This is a genomic window from Chryseobacterium daecheongense, from assembly GCF_003729955.1.
Classification (GTDB): domain Bacteria; phylum Bacteroidota; class Bacteroidia; order Flavobacteriales; family Weeksellaceae; genus Chryseobacterium; species Chryseobacterium daecheongense.
Window position 1 is genome coordinate 330,733 of the sequence record NZ_RJTX01000002.1, and the last position, 17,822, is coordinate 348,554.

The window sequence follows — 17,822 nt, forward strand, 5'->3', positions numbered from 1 at the left end:
AAGTGAATTAATTATTCTGATCATGGTCAAGTTTTAATTCTCTTTCTATTTCATCCACTTCCTGCAGGGGAAGGTGATAGCTTTCTTCAACATATTTCAAAATACTTTCATCCGTTGTTTTGCCTACTTTTCTGATAAAAAGATGATTGCTGGATTTCAGATAAGCTATAAAAATATCGGTGTTTTGCTTTTTATTAAATAGGGGTTTCTCTATTACCGCTCTTTTATCATCATTCACAATAACCTCATTGAAGGAAGTATTCATAAGAACAGTCTGGAAAAATGACTCCGCGGGTAAAAAGGTATGAAGATAATAGTCTTCAAAATCCATCACCCTTTTATTATGAGTAAGGAAAGCACAGGTTTCTCTGGTGAAAATTACCCATTTCCCTCCTATATAAGGAATTACATCTTTCATAAATTCCCTTTTGTAAATAAAAGATGAAATTTTAAGGGACAGTTCTGTAAAATGATTCTGTATTCGTTTAAGTGTATCCGGGCGATGAAATTTTTGATCATAATAGAACAGATAATTCCTGCCATTGTTGATCGTCAGAAACTGACGAATGATATTTTGGGATTTAAGAGGGTAGTCTTCTCCGCTTAAATTGATAAAATAATCCCAATCATCACTCACATTAAGCAGGAATTCCATTGCGTTTAGCTCAGCCTGAATCATACTGAAGCCTCCGGAAACAATATTCATACTTTCCAGAATATATACATTAGGAAACTGCACCAGATACAATTGGATTTCATCAGTGATCTCTTCACCTGCTTTCCTGTCGATATGCACCAGGTAAAACTGATCCCTTGTATAGATCTTCGCAAACATTGCTTTAAATCTTTCGGGTTTATGATGTACCATGATGAAATAAGCGATCCTGATGTGACGGGCAGTATCGGTCTTTAAAGGTTGGGGCTGGGTTTGGTATATGGGAGAAAAAGTTGACATAACGGTTGAATTAAAATCATCCGCTGATGCAAACAATTCGGTTAACTTGTGAAAGTTATGAATATATTTTTGATAATCAATTATTTAAACTGGGGATTATTCCGTTATTTTATCGTATATTTGCAGAGCATATAAAAACAGGCCTCTGCCTTCGCTATTCTGTAATAGTTTAAAATCATCATTTTTTCTTTCAGTTTTGCTTTTTCAGCTGCCCATTCAAACATTAATTTTTACAAGATGAATATCTATACCGGCAACCTGAACCTAAGAGTAAGAAAAGCAACGACCAAGTCTGTTACATATAACAATAAATCTCTTATAGCATAAGAGAAGATTATACTTCATTTGAGCATTGATGACAGGCTTTAATGATACGATATACATTGCAAACTCATTACTATATTCTTCCGAATATTTTCGTAGGTAAAGCAAAGCAAAAAAGATGACTGGATAATACTTGCTCATCCTATACAATACACCAATTCGAACCTTAACGGGTTTGGTTACATAATCCCGGATATCCGGCCATTACAATGAGTTTTAAGAATTTAAATTTAATCAATCCTATTATCCGTGCTGTCACGGAGGCGGGATACTCAAAACCCACAGAAATACAAGATGCGGCCATTCCTCCTATTTTAAAAGGAAGAGATATGATCGGGTGTTCACCATTGGGAACGGGGAAAACAGCTGCCTTTGTGTTGCCTGTTTTACAGCTCCTTAAAAGAAGTACACCGGAGCATAAGGAAGTCCGTACCCTGATATTGGCTTCTACACGAGAGTTGGTATTGGAAATTGAAGAACATTTTATACTGTACAGTAAATATCTTCCGATATCTCAACTTTCCATTTTTGATGGAGTTTTGGCGGGAAGTCAGTTGGCGGCTTTAAGAGCAAGAGTGGATATTCTTATAGCGACCCCGGGAAGATTATTGGATCTGATGAATCAAAGGTCTATTGATCTCTCTAAAATCGAAATATTGGTTTTGGATAAGGCTGATCAATTGCTTGACAAGGAATTTGTGGATGATGTGAAGAAGATCCTGAGAGTAGTTTCTCAGAAAAGGCAGACGTTATTCTTTGCTGAAACAATGAAAAGAGATATCAGGAAACTGGCAAATACTTTATCACATAACCCGATAGAGATTACCATCGTTCCACCATCAACACAAACTATTCAAACAGAAAATAACACGATAGAAGAAACACCTGCTTCATTTTGCGATGAAGAAGATTCAGGCTTGAATACTATTCAAAAGCTCACGGGCTTTGCAATGCCTGTTGCTCAAAATAAAACATTTCAATACACTAATTAAAACCAAGTAATTTATGGGGGATTCTTTCTCTAAAAAAGAAAATTTCAAGAAAAAAGTTCAAAAACAAAAAGAAAAAGCGCAGCGAAGGGAAGAGCGCAAAGCAAATAATAACAAAGGTAAAGATCTGGATGATATGCTGGTTTATGTAGATGAATATGGCAGATTAACCTCTACACCTCCCGAAAAGCGCGCTGAGGTAAACCTCAAGGAAATTCAACTGGGTGCAGCGCCAATTGCTGAAGAAGACATCAGGAAAACAGGAATTGTTACCTTCTTCAGTGAGAAAGGCTACGGTTTTATCACGGAAAACAATACAAAAGAAAATGTATTTTTCCACACCAATAACTGTGCTGAACCTATCAAAAAAGGAAACAAAGTATCATTTGAAAAGGAAAAGTCTGCCAAAGGCTTTGCCGCTGTCAATATACAATTGATCAAATAATTTTAACAATAATTTTTTAATATAATTACAATGCAACAAGGCACCGTAAAATTTTTCAATGAAGCAAAAGGCTTCGGGTTTATTTCTCCTTCAGATGGGAGTAAAGATATTTTTGTACACTCTTCAGGATTAAGCACAAGAGCAATCCGCGAGAACGATAAAGTTATTTTTGAAGTACAAAAAGGAGACAGAGGCTTAAATGCTGTCAACGTTAGATTGGCATAATTTGAATTCTGTCATTAGTGAAAGATACGTTGAAACACATTGTGATTTCAGCTATCCGGATATGCTAAATAAGCATTACAATAAATAACAAATCACTTTTTATTTTTTATATTGCATGGCCTCTCACTATTGGTGAGGGGTTTTTCTATTGAATAAAGAATGTAGCAACAGAAAATGAAATGAATTTCACAAGATTTGCAGTTATCATTCTAAAAATCCCGTTTTAGTTATTACCATATTACTGCATATGATAAGCCTATGTGTTTTTTCTAGGGATGTAGAATTGTAATTTTGCCGCTTATCTGGAATATCTGATTCTGAGAAACATCGATGGAAAAATTGTATATAAAGAGCACTTTACCAATGCGTAGAGAGCTCTTTATTTTTTTAATTAATAGTTTATTTTATTGATACGTAAATATGATCAGTATAAAAATATTATTAAAAAATAGATTGTTTTTGTATTATATGAATGAATATTTGGAATTTTTAGAATATAATTGTACTCTAAAATCTAATATCTGAAGCGATAAATGATTATTGAAGTAATGTGGTAATGAATTATCATTTATCATTTTCACGAAAATGATAAATACTTCTTTTAATTAACGATTACGGATGATCTATTTTTACAGGTCTTAGTCTAATCGCTCTATGTGAAAAACTAATAAACAAATGAAAAAAATCTATTTCGTCTTTTTTTTATCACTTTTTATATCAATAAGTGCCCAAGATCCTCATGCATATAATAAAATATATACAAAAACGTATCTGGAAACAGCACAGAAAGATTTTAATAAAGCCATTCAAATAGCGGATTCCTTATTCACTATTTCTGAAACTCCCTATTACAAAGCCAAAAGTCTTATGCTTACGGCTAGTTTATATCAACAATCGGGAGATATTGAAAAATCTGTGAACTATGCTCTTAGATCGGAACAAATTGTTGAAGGAACCGAGGATGATGTGTGGAAAGCTAAAATTTATGGCTTTCTAGCCACCCAATACAGGTTTTTAAAATTGTATAAGCAATCCAAAAGTTATTCGTTCAAAACATTACACATCACGAAAGAAATAGAAAATCCTGAACTTCGAAATAATATCCTGGGTTTAGTGATGCAGGAAATGGCCTATTGTGAAATGGAACAACAACGATTTCAAAAATCCATTCATTATATTCAAAAATCTCAGAAATACTTCAATGCAACGAAACAAGATTTGAATTTTTTTTCCTCCAATAATGAGCAGTTATTGGGATTAAATTATTACCATCTTAAAGACTTTGATAAGGCCCTTTCTCATTATAATAAAGCAATCGGTTTTTGTAAAAATATTCCGGAAAATCATGTTACGGGATTAATTTATAATGGATTTGCACAGGTTTACATTGAGAAGGGGGATTGGTCTAAAGCTAAAAAATATATTGATTCGGCTCAAAGTATTAGTGATAAATCAGAATACCTTCAATTAAAAAACGAAGTATATTCAACCGTTAAAAAATACTACACTGCAAAAGAGGATATGAAAAACTTGACCAGAGTTCAGCAAAAACAGGATTCTGTGGTGAGCAAGATTCAAAAAAAGTCAAGTGACTTTATTAATAAATCTTATGATCAACTGGAGGAAAAGAATACAGAGATTTCCGAGAGAAGTTCTATTAAAGATATTATCATCGTGGTTTGTTCTATGATGATGGCGGGTGGAGTGGTTGGTTTTGTTATATATACAAAAAATAGACAAAAGAAAACGATCAGAAGGTTCAGAGAAATTATTGCCCAAATAAATACTCAAAAAATAACCAATAAAGCTGAGCCTTTACAAGAAGAAAATAGAGAGGAAGAACAGGAGAAGGCTATTGATTCTGAGTTTTCGATGGTCATGACTACTGCCACAGAGCTAAAAATACTCCAGCAGCTGGAAGAGTTCGAAAAATCATATTTATTCACCAATAATAATATTTCACTCTCTTCCTTGTCATCTTCCTTCGGAACAAATACCAAATATCTTTCTCATGTTATTAATACACATAAAAAGAAAGATTTTAATAATTATATTAATGATTTACGAGTGTATTATGTGGTAAAAAAACTAAAAGATAACTACCAGTACAGGAAATATAAAATTGCTGTACTCGCCGAAGAAGCAGGATTCTCTTCCCAAAATAAATTTGCTACCGTATTTAAGAAAACCACCTCTATGTCCCCTTCCTTATTTATTAAACACCTGCAGACAGAGCTTTCTGAAAAGGTTTAAGTGTTATCATTTTACCGAAAGTGATAAGTATAAATGTTTTATCGCTGGTCATGCTGCTGTACTTTTGCAGAGTCAGAACGAACTAGGTTCACCTAATAAGATCTTAAGAATATTCACAATATACCTTAAGGCAATTAGTAGTTAAAATGATGAATGCAAAAACACAATTTCGAAAAAGAGTAACCAATAATGCTCTTTTAGAAAACAGAATCCGATTAATTTTTTTTATTCATTTCTGTTTATTTATTTCGATCAACGTATACAGCCGGAAGGCCATCAAAAGTATTGATGGTAAAAATGTGGTTTTTAGGGACCATAATATGGCTATATGTACTCATTTCTTCGATTCTGAAGATTCATTTAGTTCTAAAAATGTATTTGATAATGTAAGCAAAACTGAAATCATTGCTATTTCTCTTCTTAGTTTCTCTCACATTAAAACTACATACAATAAGATTTTTTTCTCAGACTTTCTTGTCAGCTTAATTTCCGATAATCAGATTAATAAAAATATTTCGAAACACTTTATCTCTCATAGTTATGCAGTAAGACCACCACCTTACCATATATAAGCGATTATTATAATGTGATTTTCAATGCTTCATTCTTTTGAAGCACAGGATACCTTTTGCTAAAAAACTAAATAAACACAATAAAATTATTTTAATGAATCAAAAATTACAACATCTGATAACTCATCTGCAACTGCGTTTAACAGTTGTTTTAGTATGCCTGCTATGTAGCGGATCTCTTTTGGCAGATGGATCCAAAGATCTTTATCCTTCAGGAGTATCTGGCTACCGTGCATTCATGAGATCAAGTACATCTTCTACATCAAGCTGGCCCTTTGCTAATGAAGGAATTCATTATGTATATGCCAAAGTTGGAGAAAGAATTACTTTAGCATCCAGTGCTCAAAACGGAGGAAACGGAAGGATTAGGTTGTTTGCTCCTGACGGAACACAGGTTATTAATAATACCGGTTCGGGCCAGATAACCAATCGTACGGCTGAATTGGCCGGGCCTCAACTATTTGGGCAGACAGGAGGAAACCGATATACTCCAATTTACTATTCTGTAGCTACAGAAGGGATTTACCGCGTAGAATTTGTTGGAAGATCTACAGGAGATCCTACAACAACTATTGCTGCCAATAATAACTGGACACAGGATACCAGTGCCGGAATATCGGCTTGGGATGTATCTGTAATAGATACTTCAAATACAGGCTTTATAAATGGGCGTGTCTATACCAATATCCTGAACTTGTCAAATGGGACTACCGGTCCCAATACCAATGGGTTTTATGGATTAGTATATGTGCTTACGAAAGACGGATATACATACAGGGTAAATAATAATGGAAACAATGGCTTGTATTTTACTTTTTTTGTAAACAATAACGGGTTTGTAGACGCTGCTACTCAGGAACCGATCTATAAAAGCCTTGATCAGTCTTCAACGGCGTTCTTAACGGGAAAAGTACATAATCCCAATAATGCAGATACATCTAAGCATATTACGTATAAATTATTCTACAGATTGCCTGCTAATGATCTTCCTGCTCAGTCTACCGGAGCAATGCCGGGAGGAACAACCTGGCTAAAAAGCCCTGTAGTGGTGCCGGATGTGACTGGTGTACAGCTGATTGGTGTCGATGGAACAATAGGGCAGGTCAGTAATAAAGGAGGATATGTAAAATTCAATTCCGGTGCACAAGGACAGTACACTGTTGTCATTCAAAGTGCCAGTACTCCTGCAGCTTTTGTAACACGGACTCTAACAGGGGCTTCCGTTTCGGGAGTAAACAATATTTTCTGGGATGGAAAAGATGGGGCAGGTAATACATTACCTGTAGGAACGGTTCCTGTTACGGTAACCGTACAGCTTCGGGGAGCAGAAGTTCATTTCCCTTTCTTTGATATGGAATACAATCAAAATGGGACAGTTATCCAACTATTAGATCATACCAACTTAAATAATGTAGTATCAGATATTGTCTATTGGAATGATGTAGATGTACCCAACGGTTCTAATGGGAATAATTCGCCGGGAGGGGCTTATTCAAACCCTAAAAATAACAGTCACCTGCCACCAACAAACAGTACCGGAATTAACAGTAGTGTAAACGGCCATATTTGGGGAGTAGGAAGTACAGGAACCTCAGGACAGTTTGGTGATAACAGATCAATTGATACATGGACATTTATAACGGGTAATGCAACAGTCCTTACAACGAATGTAGATGTAAAAATCGCTGATTTGAAAATTACACAAATAGTTCCTGATAAAACAGCAGTTACAACAGGTGAGCAAATTAACTTTACCGTGAAAGTAAAAAATGATGGTCCAAGTGATGTAACAGGAGCTCCCTTTACTTTTACGCTTCCATCCGGATTCAGTCCTCAGTCATTTACCTTCACGGCTAATGGTTGTGGTTCTGAAGCGGTGACATTAAGTTATAATGCAGTAACTCATACGTATTCCTCGTCATTGAATTTACCAAGCGGCTGCGAGATTACATATAATTTTTCGACTGAGATCACCTATTTGGCTGCTTCAGGAAATCAAGCTGTCAAAGCTACAATTTTACGTCCTAATGATGTTACCGATCCTGATGCTACCAATACCGATGTTACCGTTCCACCAACAAATGCTGAATATGAATGTGCCAATAATGGTGCGGGAGGTAGCTGTAATAATATTTTGAATAACACTAGTATTGTATTTTCACCTGCAGCAATATGTACTGAAGATGTGCAGGGAAATAGTTTTAGTACCAGTAATGGAACACCGGTTACCTTTAGCCAGCCAGCTACAGATTATGGGTTTGTATTTGATATTTATACTTTAGATAATTCTTTTAACCTGAATATAAATGGTGTTCAGCTGGCAACACAGGAAATTCAGTTTCAATCTTCCGGAACTTCCGGAATAAATATTCGCTTTGCCGATGGAGATCAATATGAGTTGAATACTCCGGATGTATGGTCAATGACAGGAACTGCTTCTGCTCCCTTAATCAGAGTAGTTATCGGGCCAGCAGGAAATGTAACCATGTTTGGAAGTAAGGTTTCTGGAGGACCATTATTCCCTTTAGTTTTATTTAATGGGAATAGTTTCAACACGATAACCTGGAATACTGCTGCGGCAAATATGGTAACAGCAACACAATCGGTAGTTGGTGTTACTACAATGACCGGGTATGGTTCAGGTAAAAAAATTGTTCCTTGTCACTGTATAAAACCGGGAGCAACAGGGACACCAGATAGTTTTTCCAAGATGGGGATTCTTACCAAAGCAAGTCTGACAGTAGCTAATTGGCCGCAGAGCGTTCCAAACGGACATATTGTTTTAGACAGTAATGATAAAGGTATGGTTATAACCCATATGACTACAGCTCAAAGAGATGCCTTAATTGCTGTTGAAGGAATGATTATTTACAATACAGATTTGAATTGTGTGCAGCTATACAGAGGAACTGCACCTGGAGTTGATAATTCCCGTACTGGGTGGAACTGTATCAAGAGAGGGTGTAATGAATAAATAAATGATAATCATTGTGGTGCTTGAGTCTGCCGGTTATTTATTTATAAGTGCTGGCAGCTCTTTTACTCCATATAAATTTAAAAAATTAAAAAAATGAATAGAAAATTAGTGATCTTACTATTTTTTGTCAATCTTATTTTTACAGGAACAGTCCAGAGTCAGGTAGCTTTTGGTAAAAATAATATCGTGAATCAAAGTGCCCTTGTAGAGTTTGGGACAGGTAATAAGGGAATCATATTACCTTCAGTAAGTGCGGCTCCGGGATCGGTGGGAGGAACGTTTGTTTTCAACACATCCAGGAAAGCGGTAGAAGTATATGAAGGAATAAATAACAATAATAATGGAGGATGGACTTCTCTCACCGATGAGAATCAGGGGATTGTTCATTCCTTTTCAAATGCAGGTCCTGATGTTACAGGAACTAAAGGTGTAATTATAGGAGCGAACTCTACAATTAAACCAGGGATAATGGTTTTAGAATCTACCACAAAGGCAATGGTATTACCCTTAGTTGCCAATCCTCACACCAGCATTAAAGGAGCAATTGCCGGCACAATGGTGTATGATACTGCATCGGATATGTTGGCCGTATATGACGGGCAAAATTGGAGTTACTGGAAGTAAACATTATGCAGACTAATGAAAACAGCCAATAAGTTTGATTTTAAAGATATCCATATCGGTGAACTGATTTGCAAAAGAGTAGAGGAATGTGATATTGATTTGTCCAGGATTAGTAATTTTTTTAAATGTACTGATGAAGAAATCCAGCAAATGTTTAGAGATCGTGATATGAAGGCAGAGACAATTATGAAATGGAGTAAACTATTGGGTTACGATTTTTTCAGGATATACTCCCAACATCTCATTTTATATGCTCCGCAAGCAAATACAAGGCTTTCTGCCGCTAATGAAAAGGAAACCCAGCTCCCAAAATTCAGAAAGAATATTTATACAATAGGAATAATAAATTTTTTGATAGAACTTATCGAGACTGGTGAAAAAACAAAGCTTCAAGTGGTTAATGAATACAATATTCCTAAAACGACCTTGTATAAATGGCTGGACAAGTATGGTAAGAATAAGGGAATTTGAACATACAATGTATGTGGAAAAGCTGATCGGAAGATCCTTGGAGGAGGCAGAACTGTTTTTGAACAAGAAAACCGTACGGATCTACAATTGTGAATATGCGGTTATAATGAAAAGTTACTTTTTTGGCTTTATTAAAAAAAGACTTCATCTATCCGTCAAAAAAGGGATTATATACGATTGCTTTATCAGAATTGATCTGTAAATATTATTGAATAAAATGAAATGCTGTCGGAACATCAAATAAAAAATTCAGATTATCTCATTGGTTGTTCAAAAAAAGAGATTATCCGCCTGCTTGGAGACGGGTTCAATTTTTATCATGATGAAGTCTGGACGTATGAATTATACAGAACTTGGTGGGGAAAGAAAACTATTTTAGTTGTATTCTTTCAAAACGATACGGTCTATAAAAAAAGCATCATTAAAAAATATGGAAAGGGGTATTAAACCAAATTATCATAAAATTTATAAAGACTTAATCGAAAAAAAATATCCAGAGAAAGAAAAAAAATGCATAAGAATTCTTTCAAAAAAAGAATTATCTGCAATTGATGTTATTGAATTAAGCCAGATCATCTTTAATACTGAAAAGAAAGAAGAAATAAGGAGAAATCAGAAACATCGTTCCTATGATAGATCAGCGATACTTCAAATGCTCAATTATCAAAAAGAAAATGGTCTTAATAATACTGAGCTTGCCAAACATTTTTCACTAAGCAGGAATTCCGTAGCAAAATGGAAAAAGATTTTCTATAGATCCGTTGATAATTAGATGTCAGAACATACAATCTGCACTTTTAAGTTACGTTTTTTTTCTTTTGATATATTGACGTATAAGAATGATAAAAATCTCTTTCTATGAAAGAAGCTTATCCATTTAGGGAGATTTTCTTCTTGTGAATGAATACTTTTTAGCCTCAACGCTGCACAATGACCTGACTACGCTACACTCCGATTATGGCTACCTATCAAGAAGTTTTCATATTCAATCTATTAAATTATGTGCTTTTGAACTGAACTTTGCAGCAATATGAAAATGACCTTTTAGCCAACATTCAGCTACCTGGATTTAGTGAGCTTTGTAATAGTATTTTAAACTTAATTACATAAAAATGAGCAAAACAATTTTAATTACAGGAGCGGCAAGCGGATTTGGGAAAATCGCAGCATTTGATCTTGCTAAAAAAGGACATAAGGTAATTGCAACAGCACAGGTATATCCTCAGATGAGTGATTTGATAAGGGAAGCAAAAGAACAGGGTGTAGAACTTACAGTTGATAAGCTGGATGTTACAAATCCTCGTGACCTGGCCTACATTCATCAAAAATATGATATCGATATTTTGGTGAGCAATGCTGGAATTATGGAAGGCGGTCCCATCGCCGAACAGCCGATAGACTTAATTCGCTCTATGTTTGATGTTAATGTTTTCGGCGGGCTGGAATTGGCGCAAGGTTTTATTAAAAAATTTATCAACCAGAAGAAGCCGGGGAAAATTGTATTCACAACTTCCATGGGAGAATTATGGACCGTTCCTTATGTTGCAGCTTACTGTGCATCTAAGCACGCAATGGGGGCTATTGCTGAAGGGCTAAAAACGGAATTGGCACCATTCAATATCAAAATTGCAACATGCAATCCAGGTGTCTTTGGGACAGGATTTAATGACCGTGGTGTTGATACGATTTTCCGATGGTATAACCCTGAAAATAATTTTACTCCTCTTTCGGCATTTGACGGTGCGGCAGAGTCACTTGCCCATCAGCTGGACCCACAATCTATGGCGGAATGTATTGTAAATGTAGTACTGGATGATAATTCCAACTTCAGAAATGTATATCCGAAAGAAACCGAAGACTTTGTAAAACAGCTTCAGGCAGAAGCATGGACAGCAAAAAGTTGATATTAACGGATAGTACAGATAAAACTTGTGCTTTTATTTTCTAAAATTTAACATCAAAATGAGTATAACTTATAACGAAGCGGCAAAAGCTCTGAGTGCCGCAATAGAAAAAGCAAAAAGATTAAATATCCCTGTAAGTATTGCCGTAGTGGATGGAGGAGGTCATCTGGTGGCATTTGCAAGGCTGGATAGTGTTTATGGGGTAATCGACTTTGCTGTAAAAAAAGCGAAAACTGCTGTAATGTTTGGAATAGATAGTGATATAATGGGAACCATAATTACGGGAGCTGATGTGCACGGGTACGGTATGATTAATTCCAATGGCGGCTTGCTTACTATTGCAGGAGGAGTAACGATAATAGACAAAAATGAAAATATAATAGGAGCTATAGCCTCATCCGGCGGTACCCCGGAACAGGATAAGGAAATTGCCGGAGCAGGTGCGGCTGCAATAATTCATTAGAATTTAAGAAATTTGCCATATGGAAACAAAGCAAGAAATAGTTTTTGACAGATTAGTGTATTCCTGTGCATTTGAAAAGCACAGAGGATATGAAGAATTTATTCCTGAACATTTTCTTGGATTCCAGCTGTCCGGGGAAACACATGCTTTCTATGCAGGTGCTAAGACAATTATTCGTGAAAATACAATTGTACTGGTCAGAAAAAATCAGCTTATACGGACTACTAAATATCCTTCAAAATCGGGGAGTTATAAATTTGTTTCTATCACTTTAGATAAGGAAGTTTTACAGCAATATGCCCTTGAGAATAAATTTGATTTTGAAAACCGGTATATGGGAACACAAAAGTTATTTTTTGAGCCGGATGATTTTTTGCATAGCTATTTTCTTTCACTGACGCCTTATATAGATAAGACAAAAGAAGTCTCACCACGGTTGGCAGATTTAAAAATCAGGGAAGCAATAGAATTACTTCTGCGTTGCAATCCTGATTTTAAACAGATTTTATTTGATTTTTCTGAACCGTACAAAATAGACCTGGAACAATTCGTGAATCAGAATTATATGTTTAATGTTCCGATTGATTCATTTGCTAAACTCACAGGCCGAAGTACTTCAGCTTTTAAACGGGATTTTAAAAAAGTGTTTAACTGTTCTCCAGGACAATGGTTGCTGAACAAACGTTTGGAAGAAGCTCACTATTTGATCAAATATAAAAAACAAAAACCGGTTGATTTTTATCTGGATCTGGGTTTTGAAAACCTCTCTCACTTTTATTATGCTTTTAAGCAACGATTTGGGATGACCTCCTCTCAGATAAAATAGATATAAAGATCTGAAGATTTACAATGAAATAATAAAAAACACATGATGTACATATAAACAAAAACTCACAAATTATTGTGAGTTTTTTTGTGAACTTGACGGGACAATTTTCGAACCGTTTTATGGTTGATTTGAGAAAATTTATTGGTAAAAATGATGACTATTAATGAATATTGTAGTTAAATATTAAAAAGCGACGCATTTAAATATACCATTACCTTTTTCAAATATTTAGTTGAAAAAAAATATTAAACCAGAAGAGCAGCAACGTACATTGAAGTTAAAATCTATTTATCTTTGAAGAGCGAAACAAAAGCTTGTATTTATAACGTGAGCCTTCTATTGTAAAAATTTTCAAAGATGGTAACAACCTCCCAAATTAAAACGTATCATTTTCTGCCGCATAAGTATGGGGCTGAACTATTGTTGGATCTTGGACGTATTGAAACATTAAAAAATTATGTACTGGACCGCACTGTACATCAGCTCAGTTTTTACGAAATTGTTTTCATTGAAGAGGGATCGGGAACATTTTCATTGAATGGAACGATAATGTCTATAACTCCGGGAACTATCATTTTTACCAGTCCTGGGCAGGTTCGCCGCTGGGAAATTAAAGAAAAGATAAGAGGTTACACGCTGTTCTTTGAAAAAGATTTTCTTCACCTCTTCTTTTCAGATGAGTTGTTTCTCTACCGATTTCAATACTTTCATCAGTATTCTCATCCCGCTGACATGAAGCTCGATGAAGGATCATTCGGTAAATGCCTTGAGCTTTTACGGGAAATAGAACGGGAGTTCGAACAAATTCAGAATGATAGCAATCATTTGATCCGGTCAGTACTTTATCAGTTGCTTATCGTTCTCAACCGCTATTATGCAGGGATCTATAACGTTCAGAGGGACACTTACGTCCATGCAGATTTCTACAAATTCCGCTCTTTATTGGAACAGAGATTTTTAGAAGAGCAAACCGTTGAAGGCTACACTAAAATGCTGAATATAAGTCCTGGATTCCTTAATAAAATCTGTAGGCAATTCAGCGGATTATCAGCGCAGCAAATGATTCATCACAAACTCATTTCAGAGATAAAGAAAGAGTTGCACCAGAATAAATCTGCAAAAGAGATCTGCTATGACTTCGGATTTTCCGATCCTTCCAACTTTAACCGTTTTTTCAAAAAATTTACCCATAGCACACCCCAGCAATACCGAAAGAATATATGAATTGACAATTCTGAAGATAAAATGACCATTTTGTAAGATACGAATGTTCCTAATTTTACCAAAAAAAGGAAAATGATAAAATCTGTAACATTTGGTATTCTATTTTTTCTAATGAACCTGTTTTGCGTAAAAGCGGAACAATTATATGTTAATCCCATAACCGGCAATGACATGAATTCAGGGGTAAAGGCACAGCCTTTAAGATCCCTTTCAGAAGCCGCCAGACGCATTAATTTAAATAAAGATCAGGGAGAAACAACGGTTATTCTTTCAGAAGGTGTGCATCTGATCACCAAAACGGTACTGTTTACCAATGATAAATATACTTTTACCGACCGTCTAACCATCCGTGCTGAAGTGATGCCCGATGATGCCGACTGGACACCGAAAAAAATGCCGGTCGTGATGACCGTTGTACCTACTGAACCCGGTGTGGGGGGAGAAGAAGCAAAAGGGATTCAACCCGAGGTAAGCCACGTTACCATTGCAGGTATTCGGTTTACGGGCAGCCCTGATTATACGTATCTCGATGCCAATAATTTGCGACGTTCATATCCCATCTGGCGTGACGGAAAAAAACTAGACGATCTGCTTGTAACACAATGTCTGTTCGCCGGGAATGCAGATGTACTGCCATTACATGTAGGAGTTATCGCCAATGGCTATGGCTTAGTTATTGACCATTGTGTTTTCTTCAACTGTAAAATACCTGTTGTCTTCTGGAAAAATGAAGGAAAGAACGGTAGTCGCAGTGCCATGCAACATTCGTTGGTCTATGGTGGCTATTTCTGTGGGGTCTGGACTACACAAGGTACCAACGGTAATGATTTTGATTTTCATCATAACATTATTGCCAACACCAGCACAGTGTGGATTAGGGAAAAAGGAAGCACACGCCGGTATAAAGCTTCTGACTGTATTTTTGTGAATTATAATAAACTGGCAGGATACGGAAGCGGGCCATTGAGTGACAGTACTGCTACTCCTACAGATTTTCTGGAAATGAAAAACATACAGACCACCGGAACCGTGATCATTGAAAAGGACCAGAGCAAACGTAATTACTTACAATTGGTGGAAGGTTCATTGGGTTCGAATCTAAATGCCGGACTTTTTAAAAAATAAATAAAAGTCATAAACTCTTTATAATAAGAAGTATGAAAAAATTAAGAACAGTCTTATTTCTTTTCCTATTAGTCTCAGAAAGTGCATACAGCCAAAAAATAGTTTTAGACGAGAGCAATCTTGTACCTAATAAAGTTTATATGCAAATTGTCAGCCTGGAAGGTGAAAAAGTTGTTAGGGTAGTAAAAGACAGTACGGTAAAGGAAGCGGACGAACCTACATTTGTTAAAATAAAGAATACAAAATTCAAAAATGGCAGTATCGAGGTAGAAGTTCTTAGCCGACTGCTCCCTACTGCAGCTCCAACCGACCGTGGGTTTATTGGATTGGCATTCAGAATCGATGACATGAATTCCAAATTTGAATCCATATATGTACGCCCAGCGAATGGCAGAGCCGAAGATCAGGTGAGACGCAATCACTCTATTCAATACTTTTCTTTTCCAGATTATAAATATGAACGTCTAAGAAAAGAAAATCCAGAGAAGTACGAGTCGTATGCCGATATGGGTTTGAATGAATGGATCAAGATGAAAATTGAAATCCAAGGCAGCCAGGCTAAACTTTTTTTAAATAAGAACAAATACCCTTGCCTTATCGTGAATGACCTTAAACAAGGCCCGGATGCGACGGGTGCTGTAGGCTTATTTGTCGATGTAGGAACAGATGGCTATTTCCGAAATCTGAAAATTAGCCCATCAAAATAAAAAAGGAGCATAAAACTTTATACAAAAATTTATACCGCTACGCAATACGAAAGCCTTGAAGCTACACTGCTGTACAACACCTCATTTGCAGATGTTGTCTTTACACTGAAAATTGAAGTGATCAGTAAATCTGGCATCAAGGGGAATTTTTCAGGAATTTTCAGGAATATGGTGAGAGAGGCAGTCAGTATAGCCGGGGGAACTATCAATCTTCCTTATCAGAGACAATCATTAACCCATAAATCAATATCATGAAGTTAAAAAAATATACTGTTGCAATCTTTTATGCATTATCATCAACAGCTATCGTTTCGGCTCAATATAAAGAGCCGGAGAAAAAGGATAAGATTGAAGCGCTTTACCCGCAGGTTCCTTTTGATTCATTACAGGCAAAACAGAAACTTGCCAAAGGTACGGCTGTCATTAAAGGAATAGCTTTTACAAAAGCGAAGAGCAAATGGGGACTCAAAGTGGGGCAACGCATCTATGCCAACCAGATAAAGGTTACCTTGTTCCCGGTAACACCATATCTGGAATCTTGGTATGCTTTGAGAAAGGAAAAAGAAAGCCTAAGAAAAAGACGTTATGTCTATCTTTCCAAAGATGCCTACAGGTACAGGTTTGAAGCAATTACCAATAGCGATGGAGAATTTACGTTTCCTAACATGAAGCCTGGTAAATATTTCCTGCAAGGTTTTCTGGGATATACGCACAATGGGACATATAATGAATATACCGGAACCGGGTACAACAATTATGGCGGTCAGACAGACTACTATCAACAAAAGAGCTATTCTGTTGACTACGAGGACAGAATAGAGGCATTTGTAGAGGTAAAGGAAGACGGCGAAATCGTTAGAGTTAACCTCCATTAGTTTACAAAAATATCTTACATCATGATAACAGATAAAAAAATCAACGGACTACTGTTCCTTGTACTATTGCTCTCAGGAATTGAGGTACATGCCCAACCCAGTGGTATATTTCAAAAAGCAAAAGATAAATCCACAAAAGCTATAGAAAAAAAAATTGACAACAATACCACTGGAGAAGAAGGGAAAACCGCAGATAAATCAGGGAACCGCAGTAGCACTGTAGTGGCTGGTGATTCGCTGATATTCGCAGAAGATTTTTCGGCATTTCAACCAGGTACCATTGCTACAAGCTTCAAAACCAATGGAAAGGCTACTATTAGAATGGTAGCAGATCAGAAAGGTAAATGGTTGGACTTAGGGGATAGGGAGATTTACAAATTTTCCAATCCGCTCAACTATCCCAGCCGGTTTACCTTATCTTTTGACATTATCGCAAAAGCAGAGCACGTAAAAGATATAGCGCCATTGTCGTTTGGTTTTGCCAGCGATAACAGTGTCCACCATTATGATAGCAATATCGGGACTTATGTACAACTGCACTACTACGATACCAATCAGGTTAATATAGGCAGCAGTAAGCCGGAAAAATTTGTAAATACGACCTTTGATCTTGAGCCATGGATCAATCGTCCGCTGCACATCGTCCTGTCGGTTAACGGGGAACGGATGGCGGTTTATCTCAATGATGTAAAGTTAGCCGATGCGGTTCTCTTCAGCCCTACAGAGGCTAAAAATTTTTATATAACGGCACCGTGGCGATATGCCAATGATTCGGGAGTACTGGTAAGTAATTTCAAAGTTTCAGGATTTAAGGAATAGAACTAAATAATATCCGCAGTCTGGCAACTATGGTAATCCAC

At 36.3% G+C, this 17,822-nt stretch carries 18 protein-coding genes; 17 read left to right on the plus strand and 1 reads right to left on the minus strand.

All coding sequences use genetic code 11. The features are described from left to right. Positions 1–7: 7 nt before the first annotated feature. Positions 8–955 (minus strand): beta-1,6-N-acetylglucosaminyltransferase, encoded by a 948-nt coding sequence (locus tag EGI05_RS09920; RefSeq protein WP_123262902.1) that lies wholly within the window; start codon positions 953–955, stop codon positions 8–10. A gap of 533 nt (positions 956–1,488) precedes the next feature. Between EGI05_RS09920 and EGI05_RS09925 the strand changes: the two genes are divergently transcribed. From EGI05_RS09925 to EGI05_RS10015, 17 genes are all read left to right on the plus strand, one after another. Next, a complete protein-coding gene (locus EGI05_RS09925; protein ID WP_123262903.1) occupies positions 1,489–2,271 on the plus strand; it encodes a DEAD/DEAH box helicase in 783 nt (260 codons plus the stop codon). Positions 2,272–2,284: 13 nt separating this feature from the next. Continuing rightward, the gene (locus EGI05_RS09930; protein WP_123262904.1) at positions 2,285–2,713 is read left to right on the plus strand and encodes a cold shock domain-containing protein; all 429 of its coding nucleotides are present in this window, start codon (positions 2,285–2,287) and stop codon (positions 2,711–2,713) included. 30 nt (positions 2,714–2,743) lie between these two features. Next, positions 2,744–2,938: a cold-shock protein gene (locus EGI05_RS09935; protein WP_123262905.1), complete on the plus strand. Its 195-nt coding sequence runs from the start codon at positions 2,744–2,746 to the stop codon at positions 2,936–2,938. Positions 2,939–3,613: 675 nt separating this feature from the next. Then, positions 3,614–5,191, plus strand: a complete 1,578-nt coding sequence (locus EGI05_RS09940) for an AraC family transcriptional regulator (protein ID WP_123262906.1) — start codon at positions 3,614–3,616, stop codon at positions 5,189–5,191. A 666-nt stretch (positions 5,192–5,857) separates the two neighbouring features. Further along, a complete protein-coding gene (locus EGI05_RS09950) occupies positions 5,858–8,737 on the plus strand; it encodes a DUF11 domain-containing protein (protein ID WP_123262908.1) in 2,880 nt (959 codons plus the stop codon). Positions 8,738–8,833: 96 nt separating this feature from the next. Beyond that, positions 8,834–9,364, plus strand: coding sequence for a hypothetical protein (locus EGI05_RS09955; protein WP_123262909.1), 531 nt, complete (start codon positions 8,834–8,836; stop codon positions 9,362–9,364). A gap of 15 nt (positions 9,365–9,379) precedes the next feature. Next, positions 9,380–9,835, plus strand: a complete 456-nt coding sequence (locus EGI05_RS09960; protein WP_123262910.1) for a transposase — start codon at positions 9,380–9,382, stop codon at positions 9,833–9,835. Positions 9,836–10,057: 222 nt separating this feature from the next. Then, on the plus strand, positions 10,058–10,282 hold the full coding sequence (locus tag EGI05_RS09970; protein WP_123262912.1) for a hypothetical protein: 225 nt from the start codon (positions 10,058–10,060) through the stop codon (positions 10,280–10,282). Continuing rightward, positions 10,266–10,607 carry a helix-turn-helix domain-containing protein gene (locus EGI05_RS09975; RefSeq protein WP_123262913.1) on the plus strand — a complete coding sequence of 114 codons (342 nt, stop codon included), beginning with the start codon at positions 10,266–10,268 and terminating at the stop codon, positions 10,605–10,607. Before EGI05_RS09970 ends, EGI05_RS09975 begins: the two co-directional genes overlap by 17 nt. Positions 10,608–10,947: 340 nt before the next feature. Continuing rightward, on the plus strand, positions 10,948–11,739 hold the full coding sequence (locus EGI05_RS09980) for an SDR family oxidoreductase (protein WP_123262914.1): 792 nt from the start codon (positions 10,948–10,950) through the stop codon (positions 11,737–11,739). 58 nt (positions 11,740–11,797) lie between these two features. After that, positions 11,798–12,202, plus strand: a complete 405-nt coding sequence (locus EGI05_RS09985) for a GlcG/HbpS family heme-binding protein (protein WP_123262915.1) — start codon at positions 11,798–11,800, stop codon at positions 12,200–12,202. Between the two features lie 19 nt (positions 12,203–12,221). Then, positions 12,222–13,028 (plus strand): helix-turn-helix domain-containing protein, encoded by an 807-nt coding sequence (locus EGI05_RS09990; protein WP_123262916.1) that lies wholly within the window; start codon positions 12,222–12,224, stop codon positions 13,026–13,028. A 360-nt stretch (positions 13,029–13,388) separates the two neighbouring features. Continuing rightward, positions 13,389–14,255, plus strand: coding sequence for an AraC family transcriptional regulator (locus EGI05_RS09995; protein ID WP_123262917.1), 867 nt, complete (start codon positions 13,389–13,391; stop codon positions 14,253–14,255). A 72-nt stretch (positions 14,256–14,327) separates the two neighbouring features. Then, complete coding sequence (locus EGI05_RS10000) at positions 14,328–15,380, plus strand: hypothetical protein (protein WP_123262918.1); 1,053 nt, start codon at positions 14,328–14,330, stop codon at positions 15,378–15,380. 32 nt (positions 15,381–15,412) lie between these two features. Next, a complete protein-coding gene (locus tag EGI05_RS10005) occupies positions 15,413–16,087 on the plus strand; it encodes a family 16 glycoside hydrolase (protein WP_185144970.1) in 675 nt (224 codons plus the stop codon). Between the two features lie 251 nt (positions 16,088–16,338). Further along, on the plus strand, positions 16,339–16,962 hold the full coding sequence (locus EGI05_RS10010) for a carboxypeptidase-like regulatory domain-containing protein (protein WP_123262919.1): 624 nt from the start codon (positions 16,339–16,341) through the stop codon (positions 16,960–16,962). 21 nt (positions 16,963–16,983) lie between these two features. Beyond that, the gene (locus EGI05_RS10015) at positions 16,984–17,781 is read left to right on the plus strand and encodes a hypothetical protein (RefSeq protein WP_123262920.1); all 798 of its coding nucleotides are present in this window, start codon (positions 16,984–16,986) and stop codon (positions 17,779–17,781) included. Positions 17,782–17,822: the final 41 nt, after the last annotated feature.